Source organism: Rhizobium sp. L43 (assembly GCF_002531725.1).
Lineage (GTDB): Bacteria > Pseudomonadota > Alphaproteobacteria > Rhizobiales > Rhizobiaceae > Rhizobium.
Genome location: NZ_NWSQ01000008.1, coordinates 220,439 through 237,312, shown reverse-complemented (window position 1 = coordinate 237,312; position 16,874 = coordinate 220,439). Strand labels below are relative to the sequence as shown.

The following is a 16,874-nucleotide window of genomic DNA, read 5'->3' as shown; positions in this document are numbered from 1 at the left end:
AACCGGTTTGTCTTATTGCTTACTTTGTTAGGGGGGTAGCATCTGGCCCGCAAGAGTAGAAATACTCTTATCCCGTGTAGATTCTAGTCGCATCCTATTTCGAGGTTGATTATGCTTAACGCTATGTCAAAGGAGTCTCGAAATGGCGCAAAGCCTGGTCTTGGACGGCGAAAGTCTTGTTGCGCCCGGCGAAATTCGTCGGGCGGCAAGGAGGGTTGCTGCCCCGGATCCCGGCCACCTTGTCGTTGCCAAAGCCGAGCTTGCCCTCAGCCTTGAGGTGTCGATCCGTCAGTTCAAATCCGGCGTCGAGCCTGATGCGATCATCGAGCGTCTTACCGACGCCTTGCATCAGATGCGGCGGCGCTTTCATCCGGAGGTGTGGGACGTCATCGTTCCGATCGCGCAATCTCATCCGGTTGCTCACTATCTTCATCAAGATCCATTGACCCGCTGGTCTTTCGAAAAGCCGCGCGGCTATTCCGGCGACGCACGTCTTCTCGACTTCATCTACGGCCGACCTGAAATCGAGAACGCCGTCGCATCATCGAGCAACTTGGGACGTTCGATCTACGCCTACACTCGAAATGCTTCGTCATCCCTAGCGGTAAGAGAGCGTCGAGACATTCTGGCTCGCCGCGTTGACGAAATCGCTTCGGCCCGGCCTGGTTCCACCGAAGTCCTCGCCATCGCGGCCGGGCATCTTCGTGAGGGGCCTTTGTCGCGCGCTCTCGGCGCCGGCGCGATCAGGCGCTGGGTGGCTTTGGATCAAGACCCGATGAGCGTTGGAACCGTCGCCCGCGATTTCGCCGGCACGTCCGTCGAGGCGGTGAACGGGTCCGTCAAATCCCTGCTCGGTGGGAGGCATGCGCTGGGAATGTTCGATTTCGTCTATGCCGCGGGTCTTTATGACTATTTGCCGAACGCAGTGGCCGTAAAGCTGACCAAGAAGTGCGTCGGCATGCTTAAGCCTGGCGGCACCTTCCTATTCGCCAACTTCTCCCCGGAGATGGAGGTCGATGGCTATATGGAGACATTTATGAACTGGGCGCTGCTGTTGCGGTCAGAACGAGAGATGGGCTTGATCGCCAGTGAAAGCGTGACCGGGGCGGATGTGAATGTGTCTGTTTGGCCCGGCTCAAACCGCAGCATTGTCTACTGTGAAATTCAAAGATCGCAGTAGGCCACACGCCAGGGAAGCCTTGTCAGATGCGTTCTATGCGGACCGGATACTCGCCGCGCACCAGCAATGGCTCGAAGCCATTGTCGAAGCGGCCGAGCCGGATCAGGCCGTTCCAGCGGTAGTCCGCGTAGAACAGGGCGAGGTTACCCCACGGTTTGAAGTAACAAAGGTCGCCCGGCTGCTCGTTTTCGAAAGGGCCGCTGCCTTCTTCCGTGAGTTTGCGCGGCAGATGGACGATCTTTTCGTTCCTGCCGTAGTCCTCGATCGTGAGGTTCAGGGGCAGCATGGAAACGAGATCGCGCGCCGTCGGATTGTCGAAGAGTGTCGCGGTCAGGGTCAGCTTGTTGAAGCCTATCCTGATCCTGACGTCGGTCGGCTCCTGATTGGCCGGATCGCGTCCTTCCTGCCCCCGAGCCGTCAAAGGTATGGCAGCGGCGGCCAAGGCTCCGCCCAGCACCGCGCGACGGCTGATGAACCTGGATCTCATCGACATAGCACGCCTCGCGTCAGACAGGTTGAGCCGTGGGCCGGAACAGGATTTCGTTGATGTCGACATCGTCCGGTTCGTTCACCGCGAAGGCGACCGTTCGGGCGAAGGTGTCGGCGCCGATGGCGACCCTGCTGACGAACTCCTTGGTGCCGGCCTGGATGTCCTTTTCGCTGATGTGTTCGAGGAGTTCGGTGCTCACTGCGCCGGGTGAAATGATCGTGGTGCGGATGTTGTATGGTTTCACTTCTTTCCGCAGCCCCTCCGAGAGGGCACGCACGGCGAACTTGGTGGCGCAATAGACGGCGGCACCCGGATCGACCACGTGGCCGTAGACGGAGGACACGTTGATGATATGCCCCGACTTTTGTGCCTTCATATGGGGAAGCGCTGCCGCGATGCCGTAGAGCACGCCTTTGATGTTCACGTCGATCATGCGATCCCACTCGTCAACTTTGAGCCGTTCGAGCGGCGCTAGCGGCATCAGGCCGGCATTGTTCAGCATGACGTCGATGCGACCGAAGGCGTCGACAGCCGTGTCGACGAGGTTTTTGACTTGATGTCGGTCCGTGACGTCGGTTTGGACCGCCTTGGCCTTGTAACCTTTGGCGCACAATTCCTCGGCCAGCGCAGCGATCCGGTCGGCTCTGCGCGCACCAAGGACCACCGAAGCGCCGCGCTCGGCCAGGTGGCGCGCCGTGGCTTCGCCAAGTCCGCTGCTTGCGCCGGTGATGGCGATGACTTTGTTTTCGATTCCTTGGGACATGATGATCTCCTGTTTTGAGGGTTAGGCACGGCGGCCTGCCAGAGCGGCGAGGGCGGACGAGCCCGCGAGAAGGCAGGCGGCCAGCAGGAAGGTGCTCCACCATCCCGCAGTGTCGAACAGCATGCCGCCGGCCAAAGCGCCGCCGGCAATGGCGAGCTGGATCAGCGCCACCTGCAGCCCGCCCGCCGCTTCCAGTTCGCCGGGGACGATGGTGGCCATCCAGGTGTTCCAGGCGACGGGAATCGGGGTGGAGAAGAATCCCCACAGCACGAGCAGAGAGGCAGTCGCCGTCGCGAACGGCCCGAGCGCGATCAGCAGCAGGGCGAGGATCGCAAGAGCCGCCGGCAATCCGACGAGAACGAGGAGGAGATGCCGGCGAGCGACGAAGCCGATGACGGAGGTCCCGGCCAGCCCGCCGACGCCAAGGCCGAGAAGCACCATAGACAGGACATTCAATTCCAGTCCCGTCACGCCTTCGAGGAATGGGCGAAGGTAAATGGACAATGCGTTCTGGCCGATGAAGGCCAGACCGGTCGCCGCCATTCCGATCGCTAATCTACGATTGCGCAGCAAGCCGAATATTCTGGCGATCGAGACGGTTGATGTCGCGGGCATGCGCGGCAGGACGACCAGTTGCCAGATGAGCCCCGCAATTCCGATCGGCACCGTGATCAGGAAAGTGCCCCGCCATCCGATCAACCCGCCAAGAAAACTCCCGAGCGGCGCGGCAAGGACGAGGGCGAATGCGGTGCCGCCTTGAAGAAGCGCAATGGCCTTGGGCAGATCACGGTCTGAAGCCAGGCGTGCCAGAATAGCCGTCGACAGCGACCAGAAGCCGCCGATCGAAACGCCGACCAGGGACCGCCCGACGAGAAAGATTGGGAAGTTGGGCGCCAGCGCAACCGCCAGGCTCGAAGCAGAGAGAACCGTCGTATAGAGCAAGACGACCGTCTTCCGGTCGATCTTCGTCAGGATTGCATTGCCGAAAAGGCTGGTGGCAACTGCGAAGACTCCGGACACGGTGATCGCCAGTCCGGCCTGCCCCTCCGATACGGAGAGATCCCCGGCGATCGGGGTCAGAAGGCTCACCGGGAGAAATTCCAGCCCGACCAGAAGGAAAGTCAGAAGCGAGAGACAGGTGACCGCGCTCCAGCGGGTCGCCGCGTCTTCTCTCGGCAAGGTCTCGTTCAATGTCAGCTCGATGCGCATGCATGGTCTCCTGTCCGCTGCCAGAGAGATAGCCGGACTGGTTTTGCGCGACTAGAAGCTATAATCTGAACGTCGTGATGAAGGAGATTCAACAATGCGGCGTGATGAGTTCACCGAAATGCGTGCGTTTCTGGAGGTGGCTCGGGAACGGAGTTTTACGCGCGCTGCGTCGAAACTGGGGGTCACGCGCTCGGCGCTCAGCCACACGATCAGCGCGCTCGAAGCACGGCTCGGTGTCCGCCTTCTCTCCCGCACGACGCGTGATGTGGCGCCCACAGCGGCCGGCGTGCGCCTCATGGAAAGCATTCAACCGCACTTCGAAGGCATCGCCGCGGAGGTCAGCGCCATCAGCGCGCTGCGCGACAGGCCCTCGGGTCATATCCGGCTCGTGTGTCCCGACGATGCCGTCGACCTCGTGTTCCGTTCAAGGCTGCCGGCATTTCTGCGTGATTATCCTGATATCAGCGTGGAACTCATCGTCGACAATGGTTTCACCAATATTGTCGAACGCCAGTTCGATGCCGGCGTGCGGCTCGGCGAAGCGATTGCGCGCGACATGGTGGCCGCTCGCATCGGTCCCGACGTCTCCTACACCGTGGTCGGATCGCCGGAATATTTTGCGGGCCGCTCCGTGCCTGCGACCCCACACGAGCTGACAGACCACAATTGCGTCAACCTGCGGCTTCCCAGCTCAGGTGGGCTCTATGCCTGGGAGTTCGAAAAAGACGGTCGCGAGTTCAGCGTTCGCGTGGAGGGCCAGCTCGTGATGAGCAACATCGGACCGGCGATCAATGCCGCTCTCGATGGCGCGGGGCTGTCCTATGTGCCGAGGGACCTCGTCCGGCAATATTTGGACGGCGGTCAACTGACGGAAGTGCTCGCCGACTGGGCGCCGACGTTCCAAGGCTATCATCTCTATTACCCCAGCCGCCGCCATCCATCCCCTGCTTTCTCCGCCTTCGTCGAAGCCTTCCGATACCGGCAGAGGTAACCCCAAGGGGCGCAATCCGCTGCGCCCCTTGCTCGCTGGTGGTTATCGAGCACTGTCGATGATGGCGCCGCCGTCGGCAGCGAGGCTGTAGCCGGTGATGAATTGCGAATCCTTGCTGGCAAGGAACAGCACCACCGGCGCAATATCCTCTTCCGGCGAGCCGAAACGCGCCAGCGCGCTCATCGGCGGAGGGACATCCTTTTCCGCAGCACCCCAGGTGTCGGCGATCGGCAGGACGTTGTTCACGGTGATCTTGTCGGCGCCCCATTCGCGTGCCGCCGTGCGGGTCAGCGCGCGCACCGCTTCCTTGGCCATGTTGTAAGGGCCATAACCAGCCAGTCCGCTGGTGGCGGCCATCGAGCCGAAATTGATGATCCGGCCTTCTCCGCTTTCCCTGAGATGTGGATAGCAGGCCTGCATGAAGCTGAGATAGGCGATCGGCCCGGTGTCGAAGTTCCGTTGCAGCTGCTCGACCGAGAGGTCGAGGACCGAAGACGAGACCGCCGAACCATCGAAAGCATTGTTCACGAGAATGTCGATACGGCCATAGGCCGCGACAACCTCGTCCACTGCGGCCGGGATCCGATCGGTCTCACCGACGTCGCAGACGACGCCGAGGGCTGCGCCGCCCGTTTCGACGATGTCAGTGACGACACGCTCGACGCCTTCTGATGTGCGCGAGAGAATTGCGACCTTCGCGCCTTCGGCGGCAAAGAGCTTTGCGGTGGCGCGGCCAATGCCGCGGCTTGCGCCGGTGACGATGGCAACTTTTCCATTGAGTCGACCCATGTCTATCTCCTTGATTAGGGTTGGGGTTATCGGATGTCAGCGCATCGCGGCCTTGATGTAGGGGGAAGGGACGGTGCGGGCGTCGTTCTGCGTCATGAACGAAGTGGCGAGCAGCGCCAGGCCGATCGCCGCGGGCAGGGCGCCGGCAGGTTTTCGAATGCCAATATGCGCCAGGCCCGATAGCAGCAGGTGAAAGAAGATGCCGGCATAGGCGAGATCGCTGAGCGACACGCTGACGCGTGAAAGGATCGCGACCGGACCGAGAATCTTGATGACGATCATGAACGGAATAAGAAAGGGAGCCGTATATCCGAGTTCCGCCAGAACCTGGCGAACCCAGTCTCGCTTGGTGACATAGATGGCGGCTGAGGTGAGGTAGAGCACGGATAGAAGTGCCGTGCTGATCCAGTACACGTAAAATTCAGGCATGAGTTCATCCCTGTCGCTGCCCACGCAGCAACATTCCTCTCGTCGGGTCTGTCTGTTTGTTTTGAGAGGCGCTTTTCCTGCGCTCCCTTGTGCATGCAGAGAAATGTCGCCTAAGATTTATATTTGCAAGTAGGATGAATTACTTGCCGCTAGTATGGAAAACCAGACTATGGCCGATGGCGAAATCAATATGCATGAGGAGATGCGGCGCGCGTTCGCGCTGCTCTCCGGCAAATGGAAACTGGAAATCATGTGGCTGCTCAATCAGCGCGTCTACCGGTTCGGCGAGTTGAGAAAGGCTATTCCCGGCATCACCCAGCACATGCTGACGGCGCAACTGCGCGAGCTCGAAGCAGACGGTTTGATATCCCGCACCGTCTTTGCCGAGGTTCCCCCGCGCGTCGAATATGCGATCACGCAAAAAGCGCGGGGCCTCGGCCCCACGATGGAAGCGTTGACGGCGTGGTGGAACGAGTACGGCAAAAGCGTGCCGGTGAGGCCGAGTACACGCGGACGGAAGGCGAGGGACGTCTGAACTGCTTGGGAGACAATTGCCGCTTTTGCAACGGCTTATCCGTTCACGGTCACGAAAGGCTCGAACCGAACTTGTCCCAGCCTTCCTTGATCGTCTCCATCGCGACGTTGGTCGAGGTGTTGGCAACGTGGGGCAGTGTCGAGATGCGCTCGCCGAGGACGCGCCGGTAGCGGCCGATGTCGCGGGTGCGGATTTTCAGGAGATAATCGAACCTGCCGGCGATCATGTGGCACTCTTCGACTTCCCTGATCTTCTTGATGGCCTCGTTGAAGCTTTTCAGCGCTTCCTCGCGGGTATCGGAGAGCTTGACCTCGACGAAAGCGATATGGTCGAGCTGCATTTTCGCAGGATTGAGGACGGCCTTGAAGCCTTCGATATAGCCGTCATTGATCAGCCGCTTGAAGCGGAGCTGGCAGGGTGTCTTCGAAAGGCCGACGCGTGCGGCGAGATCGGTGATCGACAGTCTGCCATCCTCGGCAAGAGCCGCGAGGATCTTTCTGTCGAACTGGTCCAATTCACTAAAGACGTCGTTTTCTGTGGCCATTTGAACTCTCGGTGATCGCTTTATAAGTTCATACAGCTTGAAAACCGCTGAAATCAAGTGAGATCGCGATTTGCCATTGTGGTAGATTATGCGTCGGCACTGGGAGCAAGGGCGCAGCCGGCTGGCGCGTGCCCGGAATCGGTATCGGCGCCGCACAAAAGGGGGATCATGGATGCACGAGAAAAAAGCGGACGACGATCGAAAGCCCGACCTGCTCGTTCACTACCGGCCGGTGGCGATAAGAGCGGTTGCGGCGGCATTCACCCTGAAGCGCGACAAGCCGGACGCGCGCCCGCTTCGCGAGACGGAATATTCCGGCCCGGCGGATGATGCACCCTGGGATGACGAGCCCGGTGTTCCATTTATCCGTTAGACACACATAGATTGATAGGGACTCCCATGTTGAACGCAGCGATCGACCCCGCATCCTCCAATGATCCCGCCGAGGGAGCGCCTTTCGCCGCCTTCGCGCCGCCGATCCGGCCGCAATCCGAGCTTCGCCAGGCGATCACGGCGGCCTATCGCCGCCCGGAAACCGAATGCCTGCCGCCGCTCGTGGCGGCCGCGCGTGTCTCCGAGGCGAAACGCTACGACATTCGCAGCACCGCCCGCACCCTGATCGAGGCGCTGCGCGCCAAACATAAGGGCACCGGCGTCGAAGGGCTGGTGCAGGAATATTCGCTCTCCAGCCAGGAAGGCGTGGCGCTGATGTGCCTTGCCGAAGCGCTGCTGCGCATTCCCGATACCGACACCCGCGACGCGCTGATCCGCGACAAGATCGCCGAGGGCAACTGGACCTCGCATATCGGCGGCGGCAAATCGATGTTCGTCAATGCCGCCACCTGGGGCCTCGTCGTCACCGGCAAACTGACGTCGACGGTCAACGACCGCAGCCTGTCGGCGGCGCTGACGCGGCTGATCGCGCGCGCCGGCGAGCCGGTCATCCGTCGCGGCGTCGATATGGCGATGCGGATGATGGGCGAGCAGTTCGTCACCGGCGAAACGATCGCCGAGGCGCTGAAACGCGCCCGGCCGCTCGAAGCGCGCGGTTTCCGCTATTCCTACGACATGCTGGGCGAAGCCGCGACGACCGCCGCCGACGCCGAGCGTTATTTCAAGGATTACGAAAAGGCGATCCACGCCATCGGCAAGGCCTCGGACGGGCGCGGCATCTATGACGGCCCTGGTATTTCGATCAAGCTTTCGGCTCTGCATCCGCGCTACGTGAGGGCGCAGGCCGGCCGGGTGACCGGCGAGCTGCTGCCGAAGGTCAAGGCGCTGGCCGTTCTCGCCAAGAATTATGATATCGGCCTCAACATCGATGCCGAGGAGGCCGACCGGCTGGAGCTTTCGCTCGATCTGCTCGAGGAGCTCTGCTTTGCCACGGAACTGACAGGCTGGAACGGCCTGGGCTTCGTCGTGCAGGCCTATGGCAAGCGCTGCCCCTTCGTGCTCGACTATATCATCGATCTCGCGCGCCGCTCCGGGCGCCGGCTCATGGTGCGTCTGGTCAAGGGCGCCTATTGGGATGCGGAGATCAAGCGCGCCCAGCTCGACGGTCTCGACGACTATCCGGTCTATACCCGCAAGATCTACACCGACGTCGCCTACATCGCCTGCGCGCGCAAGCTTCTCAATGCACCCGACGCCATCTTCCCGCAGTTTGCCAGCCACAATGCGCAGACGCTCGCCACGATCTATCATCTCGCCGGTCCCGATTTCGCCGTCGGCAAATATGAATTCCAGTGCCTGCACGGCATGGGCGAGCCGCTCTATGATGAAGTCGTCGGCAAGGAAAAGCTCGACCGGCCCTGCCGCATTTATGCGCCTGTCGGAACGCATGAGACGCTGCTCGCCTATCTGGTCCGGCGCCTTTTGGAAAACGGCGCCAATTCCTCCTTCGTGCACCGCATTTCCGATCCGAACGTCTCGGTCGAGGCGCTGATCGCCGATCCCGCCGAAACCGTCGCCGCCATGCCCGTCGTCGGCGCTCCCCACGCGCAGATCGCCGCGCCGAAGGCGCTTTACGGCAGTGCCCGTGCCAATTCCGATGGTCTCGATCTGTCCAACGAGGCGACCCTTTCCGATCTGGCGCAGGTGCTCGCCGCCTCGGCGGCGAACCCATGGCACGCGCTGCCGATCCTTGCCGACGGCTCGACGGATGGGGTGAGGCGTGACGTGCTCAATCCTGCCGATCATCGCGACGTCGTCGGCACGGTCACCGAGCTGAAGGTCGAAGACGCCGCCCGCATCGTTGCGATGGCTGCCGAGCATGCGTCGCAATGGGCCGCCGTGCCGCCGGCCGAGCGCGCGGCTTGCCTGGAGCGGGCGGCCGACATCATGCAGGCCCGCATCAAGACGCTGATGGGCATCATCATGCGCGAGGCCGGCAAATCGGCGGCCAATGCCGTCGGCGAGGTGCGTGAGGCGATCGACTTCCTGCGCTATTACGCCGAACAGGCGCGCAAGACCCTCGGGCCGTCGCATGCGCCTCTCGGCCCGATCGTCTGCATCAGCCCGTGGAATTTCCCGCTGGCGATTTTCACCGGGCAGGTTGCCGCGGCACTGGTGGCCGGCAATCCCGTGCTTGCCAAACCTGCCGGCGTCACGCCGATCATCGCCTCGGAGAGCGTCAAGATCCTCCACGCGGCGGGTGTGCCTGTAGGCGCCTTGCAGTTCGTGCCCGGCAGCGGCCGCCTCGGCGCCAGCATGGTGGGCGCAGAGGAAACAGCGGGCGTCATGTTTACCGGCTCGACCGAGGTTGCCCGGATGATCCAGGCGCAGCTGGCGGAACGGCTGTCTTCGACCGGCAAGCCGATCCCGCTGATTGCCGAAACCGGCGGCCAGAACGGCATGATTGTCGACTCCTCGGCCTTGGCCGAGCAGGTGGTGGCCGATGTCATTGCCTCGGCTTTCGACAGCGCCGGCCAGCGCTGCTCGGCGCTCCGGGTTCTCTGCCTTCAGGACGATGTCGCCGACCGGACGCTCAACATGCTGAAGGGCGCCTTCCGCGAGCTGACGATCGGTCGCACCGATCGGCTGAGCATCGATGTCGGGCCTGTGATCAACGACGGCGCAAAGGCCGAGATCGACCAGCATATCGAGCAGATGCGCGGCGCCGGCCGCAAGGTCGATCAGCTGCCGCTGCCCGAAAGTGCCGCGGCGGGGACCTTCGTTCCGCCGACGATCATCGAGATCAAGGCCCTGTCGGACCTGACGAGGGAGATCTTCGGACCGGTCCTGCATGTCGTCCGCTTCAAGCGAAACGGCCTCGACCGCCTGATCGACGACATCAACGCATCGGGCTACGGCCTCACATTCGGGCTCCACACCCGGCTCGATGAGACGATCGCGCATGTGACCAGCCGCATCAAGGCCGGCAACCTCTACGTCAATCGCAACATCATCGGCGCGGTCGTAGGCGTGCAGCCTTTCGGCGGCCGCGGCCTGTCGGGCACCGGTCCGAAGGCCGGCGGTCCGCTCTATATCGGCCGGCTGGTGCAGCGTGCCCCCGTGCCGCCGCAGCAGGATTCCGTTCATACGGACCTTGCCCTTCGCGACTATATCGTCTGGCTCGACAAGAAGGGTTTGCCGGCCGAAGGCGAAGCGGCGCGTGGATATGCAAGCCGCTCGGCACTCGGGCTCGAACGCGAGCTTACCGGTCCCGTGGGCGAGCTTAATCTCTACGCGCTCCATCCGCGCGGCCGTATTCTTCTTGTGCCGCAGACGGAAAATGGGCTTTACCGCCAGATCGCCGCAGCTCTTTCGACGGGCAACCACATCGTCGTCGACGCCGGTTCGCTGTCGAAATCGGTCCTGGCGGATCTTCCGGCGGCTGTCGCCGGCCGGATCTCCTGGACATCGGATTGGGAAAAGGACGGGCCTTTCTCCGGCGCGCTCGTCGAAGGGGACCGCGAAAAGGTTCTGGCCGTCAATCGGAAGATCGCCGCTCTGCCAGGCCCGCTTCTCTTGGTCCAGGCCGCGACGAGCGAGGAACTGGCTGATGATCCCGAGGCCTATTGCCTCAACTGGCTGCTGGAAGAGGTGTCGACCTCAATCAACACAGCGGCCGCCGGCGGCAATGCGAGCCTGATGGCTATTGGCTAAGAAGAACGAGGCAAGGGCGGAAAAATGCGCCCTTGCCACGCCCGTTATGGCGTTTGAATGAACTCGACACCATTGACCATTTTTTCAGCAGTTGCGGCTATGGTCGGGGCATCGGGCGTGACCATTCCTGGGTGCGGGGGCTTCCTTATGGCGTTGATTGATCGACTGTTGCAGCGTATGCGGATCGTGACCAAGGTCCTCTTCTTCTTGGTGCCTCTGATCGTCCTCATCGCAGGCATCGGCCTTTTCGGTTATTTCACGGCCGGTACGCTCAATGGCCAGATGACGCTGACCCGGCAGACCATCGATACGCTCTCCAGTTTTCAGCAGCTGCGATCCTCGCTGACGGCGTTTACCGATCTTCCCACAGCGGCCACGCGCGATCGATTGATCGCCAGCATCTCCGATCAGGAGAAGGGAGCGGCGACGCTCGATGCCATGTTGATCGATCCGGCGCAGAAGCAGCAGATCGCTGTGGTGCGCGAACTCGGGGCCAAGATGCAGGGCGGCGCCGATGCGCTTTGGACCGTGTCACAGGAGCGCGTCAATACAGAGAAGGCGATCGACGATGCCGTGACCCAGCTGTTCAAGGAAAGCCAGACCGCCCGCAAGCAGCTCGACGTCCTTCAGGACCAGGCGAACGGAAAAGAGGCCTTCGTCCGGGCGCTGCTCCTCGATGCCTCCGTCTACAAGAATCTCGCGCAGCGCATTGCAAAGTTGCGCAAGGCGACCGCGCAGGCAACTGCCCCCGCGGATATCGCCGGCGCTCTCGGCAGCCTGCTGCCGCCGCTCGTCAAGGAGGTCGGCGGGAGCGCCGCAATCGCCTCCGACAAGGCGCAAAGCCAGCTTGCCGCGCTGAAGCCGGTATTGGACAAGCTCGCCGCGATCGCCAAGGACAGCGCCAACCTTACGCTGGACAGCTACGCTCCTGTCGACCAGGAGCTGCAGGGCTTCGAAGAGAAGTTTGGAAAGCTTGCCTCCGGAAATGCGGATACTGCGATCGAGCGTTTTGTCGGCATGGATGCAAGCATCTCAACTCTTCGCTCGATGGTGGCGATCGTCAATACCGCGTTCAAATCGATCGACGATCTGCGCCTGCACTTAAGCGAACTGAACAGGCGGGTCGATGCGGAGGCGCGGGATGCCGTTCTCGCCGATCTCAAGGCGTTGCGCGAAAGCGCTGCACAGCTCGTGCCCTTGAGCGGGAAAAATGCCGCCTTGCAGGATCTTGCCAAGAAGATCGAGCCGTCCCTTGCCTCGATCGAAAAGGATAGTTCGCTTCTGATATCGATCGCCGACCGGTGGCGGGCGAACAAGGAGGCGGCGACCGCACTGGTGGCCGACGCAAGCCACACGCTCGAGCAGTTCGTCAGCACGGCGCAGGAGAGCGGCAAGGAAATCAGCCAGCGCTCGGCGACGATGTCGCTTGCGGCCATGATTGCGGGCACGGTGCTGGCGATCATCGGCGGGCTCATGCTGATCGAAACCCTGCGCGCACCGCTGAAGCGGATCACCCAGACGATGATGAGGCTTGCCGACGGCGATCTGAACATCTCCATCGGCGACGGCAAGCGCGGCGACGAGATCGGCGACATGATCCGATCGGTGACCGTCTTCCGCGACCAGGCGCTTGAAAAGACCAGGCTAGAAGAGCTTGCCGAAGCAAACAGGGCGCGGGATGAACTGGAGCAGGCCCGCCGCGCGGCCGAACAGGCGCGCATCGAGGCAGAACAGAGCGAGGCTTTGAACGCTCTGTCGGATATGCTCGGCAAGCTCGCCAATGGCAACCTTGCCGCAGAGATGAGCGAGGATCTGGCCGCAGATTATGTCGCCATGGCCCGCACCTACAATCACGCCATCGACGCGTTGCGCCTGACGCTCGCCGAGGTGCGCAACTCGACCTACGAGATCGCCGAGGGCAGCACCAATCTTTCCGGTGCCGCCGACGATCTGGCGCGGCGCACGGAACAGCAGGCCGCGGCGCTCGAGGAGAGCTCGCGGGTGCTCGGCGAACTCACAGACAGCGTGCGGACGACCGCTGAAAACGCCCGTCAGACCTCGATTTCGGTCGCTGAAGCCCATCGTCAGGCGGAGCATTCCGCAGCCGTTGTCGCCAAGGCCGTCGATGCCATGGGCGCCATCAACCGGTCATCCGAAAAGGTCACCAGCATCATCGGCGTGATCGACGAGATCGCCTTCCAGACCAATCTTCTTGCTCTCAATGCCGGCGTCGAAGCTGCGCGCGCAGGCGAGGCGGGCAGAGGCTTTGCCGTGGTTGCGCAGGAAGTGCGCGAGCTTGCCCAGCGCTGCGCCAAGGCTGCCCGCGAGATCAAGGATCTCATCTCCAACAGCGCATCGCAGGTCGGCGCGGGCGTCACGCTCGTCGAGGAGACCGGCCACGCGCTTTCCGCCATCATGGAGCATTTCACCTCGATCAACGGGCTGGTGCAGGTCATCTCGTCTGCCACGACCACGCAGTATAAGGGGATCGACGAGGTGAACAACGCCGTTCGCGACGTCGAGCATATCACCCAGCACAACGCCGCCATGGTCGAGGAAAACACGGCGGAGATTCACCGGCTTCGGCAGCAGGTGGAACTCTTGAACGAAAGAATTTCCCACTTCCAGACCGTTGCCGCCGATGGCCGCAGGGCAGCCAGCCCATTGATGTCCCTGGCCTCCTGAGGGGGCGCCCGGCGCCGATAATCAGACCGCCCGTCCCAATCCAAGCGGCGTCAGGCGGGGAAGGGTGTCGGTGCCTCTGTCTTCATGGAGCAGTTCGAGGCAGTGACGCTTGAGCCGCGAGAATTCGGGCGATGCGACGATATCGGTCGCACGCGGTCGCGGGAAGGGGACGGTGATCTCCTCGTGAATACGGCCGGGTTGCGCCTTCATCACGATGATCCGGTCGGCGAGCAGCAGCGCCTCGTCGATATCATGCGTCACGAACAGGATCGTCTTGCGGAACTGCTCCCAGATGGCGAGCAGCAGTTCCTGCATCTTCAGCCGCGTCAGGGCGTCGAGCGCGCCGAAGGGCTCGTCCATCAGCAGTAGGCGCGGCTGGTTGACCAGCACGCGGGCGATTTCCACCCGTTGCTGCATGCCGCCGGAAAGTTGAGCCGGATATCGATCGGCAAAGCCGTTCAGGCCGACGAGATCGAGCATCATTTGCGCCTCGCGCCGCCGCTGTTCCTTTCCGACGCCGCGCATCTTCGGGCCGAAGGCAACATTGTCGCGCGCGCTCTTCCAGGGAAACAGCGTGTGGTGCTGGAAGACGATGCCGCGTTCGGGGTGTGGTCCGTGGACCGGGGCGCCGTCGACGTCCAGCCGGCCGCCTGCGATGTCGATATGGCCGGCGAGCGCGCCGAGAAGCGTCGATTTCCCGCAGCCGGACGGGCCGAGCAGGCAGACGAATTCGCCGGGTGCGACGGAGAAACTGACATCCGACACCGCTTCGAAAGCCGCCTTGCCCTTGCCGAGGCGGATGGAGACCTGTTCGGCCACGATTCTCCCGGTTTCCGACCGCACCAGGCGCTGATGGCTGTTCATCGTGCCGTTTCCTTTTTCTGCCAGGGAATGAGTGCGTTGCCCGCCGCACGCAGCACGCTGCTGCTGCTCATGCCGAGCAGGCCGATCACTGCCATTCCGACGATGATCTCCGGATAGTTCTGCAGGGTGTAGGCTTCCCAGGTGTAGTAGCCGATGCCGAATTGCCCAGAGATCATCTCGGCCGTCACCAGGCAGAACCACGACGTGCCCATGCCGATGGCGAGACCGGTGACGATGCTCGGCGCGGCGCCGGGAAGGATGACTTCGAACAGCATCGCCCGTCGCGTGCTGCCGAGGCTGCGCGCCGCCGCGATCAGGCGGGGGTCGACGCCCTCGACGCCGTGGATCGTATTGAGCAGGATCGGAAACAGGGCGCCGGTGAAGGTGATGAAGATCATCGACAGTTCGGACGACGGAAACATCAGCACCGCCAGGGGGATCCAGGCAACCGCCGGGATTGGCCTCAGCAGTTCGAGGGGCGCGAGCAGGAAATCGGCAGCGTTGCGCGATCGGCCGATGATCAGGCCGAAGGTGATCCCGGCGATGGAGGCGATCGCATATCCGGCAAACACCCTTTCGAGGCTGCTGGAAACATGCGAAAACAGTTTCGGCGATCGGGCAAAACCCAGGGCCGCGGTGAGCACGTCGACCGGCGAAGGGACATTCCGGAAGGTGACCAGGCCGAGATCGAGCCGCAGGGTGGACGCCATCTGCCAGAGAAGAAGACAGATGGCGATCGATCCCGAGCGGCGCAGCCAAGATCCATAGTCAGGGTGCGTCCACGTCGTCATCGTCTGCCTCAGTTGCTTGCCACGACGGAGGATTTGGCGTCGGCGAAATCGAGCACGTTGCCGCCATGCGCCTTGGCCCAGCTCTCGGCACTTTCCTTGAGCAGGAAGGCGCTGATTTCGCCCTTGTCACTGCGAACGAACCAGGCCTGATTGCCAAGCAGCTTGATGCCGCTCTCGCGATCCTGCGCATAGAAGACCCGGATGGCCTTGCCTTCGCCTTCCAGCGCCTTCAGAGCCTTGAAGGCATTTTCCGCCGTGGCGTAATGGCGGACGAGCGGTTCGTCCTTGACCCAGATCTGAGCGACGCGCTTCGGATCCTTGATCGGCTCGCCGGTGGCGGCATCCTTCGCGTCGAGCGGAAGCTGGCCGTAATTCTTCAGGCTTGCCTCATAGTCGAGGCCCGACGCTTTGAAGGCGGCCTTGATGAACCGGTCGTCGACGAATGTGTCGACGTCGAGCCCGCTATCGGCCTTTTTCAGGAATTGCAGTGTTTCGATCGCGGTGCCGACCGCTTGCCGGTATTCCGGCTTCCAGGTCAGGTCGCGGGTCTGCAGGCCCAGCGGGCCATGGAACAGATAGTCGACCTCCGCTTCGACGCCGGTCACCTTGGCGATCAGTTCGCTGTATTTTTCCGGCTCCTTGGCGATCAGCTGATCGGCTTCCAGCGCCGCGCGCAGATAGGCGGTGACGACCTCGGGATATTTTTCGGCATAGTCGGCATCGACCAGCGCGCCGTGGAAGGTGGGGCCGTTCGCCTGCGAGCCGTCATAGATCTTCCGCGCAAAGCCGCGCCATGGATAGAGCTCGGCAAAGGGCACGAAATCGGCATGCGCCTCGATCTGGTTGGACTTGAGCGCGGCGCCGGCGACTTCAGGCGCCTGGGCGATGATGTTGACATCCGTTTCCGGATTCCAGCCCTGAGCCTTGATGGCGCGCAACAGCAGGCCGTGCGAGGTGGAGGCGAAGGGAACGGAAATCGTCTTGCCCTTGAGCTCCGAGATGGACTGGATGGGAGAATCCGTCGGCACGACAATGCCGTTGCCGCTTCCCTTGACGCTGCCCGAAAGGACCGTGATGAACAGGCTCTTGCGTCCCGCCTTCAAGTGCGCGAGGCCGTTGAAGGAACCGGGGAAATCCGCCATCACGCCGAAATCGAGCTTGCCGGCAATCTGCTCGTTGGTGATCGGCGCGCCGCTGGTGAAATTCTTCCACTGGATGTCGTAGGTGGCATCCTTGTATTTGCCGTCATGCGGCAGATCTTTTTCGAGAAGATTCAGTTCCCGGATCAACAGGCCGCCGGTGGCGGTGTTGATCGTGGTGTCCTGCGTGCCGATGGCGACGCGAATGGTTTCCGCATGCGCCCAGCCGATGAAACTGGTCGCAGCCAAAGCTGCAGCTGCCAATGTTAAGCGAAAATGCATTGTGCCACCCCATGTCATCCCATCGTCTCGCGGCGGGAAATCTCCGAAATTTTGCCGACCGGCAGCCGCTGTTGCA

General features: G+C 62.3%; 15 protein-coding genes. 6 read left to right on the top strand and 9 right to left on the bottom strand.

All coding sequences use genetic code 11. From position 1 onward, the window contains the following. The first annotated feature begins 142 nt into the window (after positions 1 to 142). Entirely contained in the window at positions 143 to 1,180 is a 1,038-nt protein-coding gene (locus CO667_RS12995; RefSeq protein ID WP_097618761.1) for a class I SAM-dependent methyltransferase, read from the top strand. 22 nt (positions 1,181 to 1,202) lie between these two features. On the opposite strand, the gene CO667_RS12990 is transcribed toward CO667_RS12995, so the two are convergent. From CO667_RS12990 to CO667_RS12980, 3 genes are read right to left on the bottom strand one after another with little or no spacing between them, the layout of a single operon-like run. After that, on the bottom strand, positions 1,203 to 1,673 hold the full coding sequence (locus tag CO667_RS12990) for a cyclophilin-like fold protein (RefSeq protein WP_097618760.1): 471 nt from the start codon (positions 1,671 to 1,673) through the stop codon (positions 1,203 to 1,205). 13 nt (positions 1,674 to 1,686) lie between these two features. Further along, positions 1,687 to 2,433: an SDR family oxidoreductase gene (locus CO667_RS12985; RefSeq protein ID WP_097618759.1), complete on the bottom strand. Its 747-nt coding sequence runs from the start codon at positions 2,431 to 2,433 to the stop codon at positions 1,687 to 1,689. A gap of 21 nt (positions 2,434 to 2,454) precedes the next feature. Beyond that, the gene (locus CO667_RS12980) at positions 2,455 to 3,642 is read right to left on the bottom strand and encodes an MFS transporter (protein ID WP_097618758.1); all 1,188 of its coding nucleotides are present in this window, start codon (positions 3,640 to 3,642) and stop codon (positions 2,455 to 2,457) included. Positions 3,643 to 3,736: 94 nt separating this feature from the next. Here CO667_RS12980 and CO667_RS12975 point away from each other — a divergent pair, with 94 nt between their 5' ends. Further along, entirely contained in the window at positions 3,737 to 4,633 is an 897-nt protein-coding gene (locus CO667_RS12975) for a LysR family transcriptional regulator (protein ID WP_097618757.1), read from the top strand. 42 nt (positions 4,634 to 4,675) lie between these two features. On the opposite strand, the gene CO667_RS12970 is transcribed toward CO667_RS12975, so the two are convergent. Continuing rightward, positions 4,676 to 5,422, bottom strand: a complete 747-nt coding sequence (locus CO667_RS12970) for an SDR family oxidoreductase (protein WP_097618756.1) — start codon at positions 5,420 to 5,422, stop codon at positions 4,676 to 4,678. 36 nt (positions 5,423 to 5,458) lie between these two features. Then, complete coding sequence (locus CO667_RS12965) at positions 5,459 to 5,851, bottom strand: DoxX family protein (protein WP_097618755.1); 393 nt, start codon at positions 5,849 to 5,851, stop codon at positions 5,459 to 5,461. A 154-nt stretch (positions 5,852 to 6,005) separates the two neighbouring features. On the opposite strand from CO667_RS12965, the gene CO667_RS12960 reads away from it, so the two are divergent. Then, positions 6,006 to 6,386 (top strand): helix-turn-helix domain-containing protein, encoded by a 381-nt coding sequence (locus CO667_RS12960; protein WP_097618754.1) that lies wholly within the window; start codon positions 6,006 to 6,008, stop codon positions 6,384 to 6,386. A 49-nt stretch (positions 6,387 to 6,435) separates the two neighbouring features. Here CO667_RS12960 and CO667_RS12955 read toward each other — a convergent pair whose 3' ends face one another. After that, a complete protein-coding gene (locus CO667_RS12955) occupies positions 6,436 to 6,930 on the bottom strand; it encodes an Lrp/AsnC family transcriptional regulator (protein WP_097618753.1) in 495 nt (164 codons plus the stop codon). 172 nt (positions 6,931 to 7,102) lie between these two features. Here CO667_RS12955 and CO667_RS12950 point away from each other — a divergent pair, with 172 nt between their 5' ends. The 3 genes from CO667_RS12950 (at position 7,103) to CO667_RS12940 (ending at position 13,722) form a co-directional block, all read left to right on the top strand. After that, positions 7,103 to 7,303 carry a hypothetical protein gene (locus CO667_RS12950; protein WP_097618752.1) on the top strand — a complete coding sequence of 67 codons (201 nt, stop codon included), beginning with the start codon at positions 7,103 to 7,105 and terminating at the stop codon, positions 7,301 to 7,303. A gap of 26 nt (positions 7,304 to 7,329) precedes the next feature. After that, positions 7,330 to 11,037, top strand: a complete 3,708-nt coding sequence (gene putA / locus CO667_RS12945) for a trifunctional transcriptional regulator/proline dehydrogenase/L-glutamate gamma-semialdehyde dehydrogenase (protein WP_097618751.1) — start codon at positions 7,330 to 7,332, stop codon at positions 11,035 to 11,037. A 147-nt stretch (positions 11,038 to 11,184) separates the two neighbouring features. Further along, positions 11,185 to 13,722 (top strand): methyl-accepting chemotaxis protein, encoded by a 2,538-nt coding sequence (locus CO667_RS12940; RefSeq protein WP_097618750.1) that lies wholly within the window; start codon positions 11,185 to 11,187, stop codon positions 13,720 to 13,722. Positions 13,723 to 13,743: 21 nt separating this feature from the next. On the opposite strand, the gene CO667_RS12935 is transcribed toward CO667_RS12940, so the two are convergent. The 3 genes from CO667_RS12935 to CO667_RS12925 are packed head-to-tail and all read right to left on the bottom strand — an operon-like array spanning position 13,744 to position 16,798. Further along, complete coding sequence (locus CO667_RS12935; RefSeq protein ID WP_097618749.1) at positions 13,744 to 14,586, bottom strand: ABC transporter ATP-binding protein; 843 nt, start codon at positions 14,584 to 14,586, stop codon at positions 13,744 to 13,746. Continuing rightward, positions 14,583 to 15,377 carry an ABC transporter permease gene (locus CO667_RS12930; protein WP_097618748.1) on the bottom strand — a complete coding sequence of 265 codons (795 nt, stop codon included), beginning with the start codon at positions 15,375 to 15,377 and terminating at the stop codon, positions 14,583 to 14,585. The genes CO667_RS12935 and CO667_RS12930 overlap by 4 nt, the downstream gene beginning before the upstream one ends. An 8-nt stretch (positions 15,378 to 15,385) precedes the next feature. Then, a complete protein-coding gene (locus tag CO667_RS12925; RefSeq protein ID WP_097618747.1) occupies positions 15,386 to 16,798 on the bottom strand; it encodes an ABC transporter substrate-binding protein in 1,413 nt (470 codons plus the stop codon). Between the last annotated feature and the right edge of the window lie 76 nt (positions 16,799 to 16,874).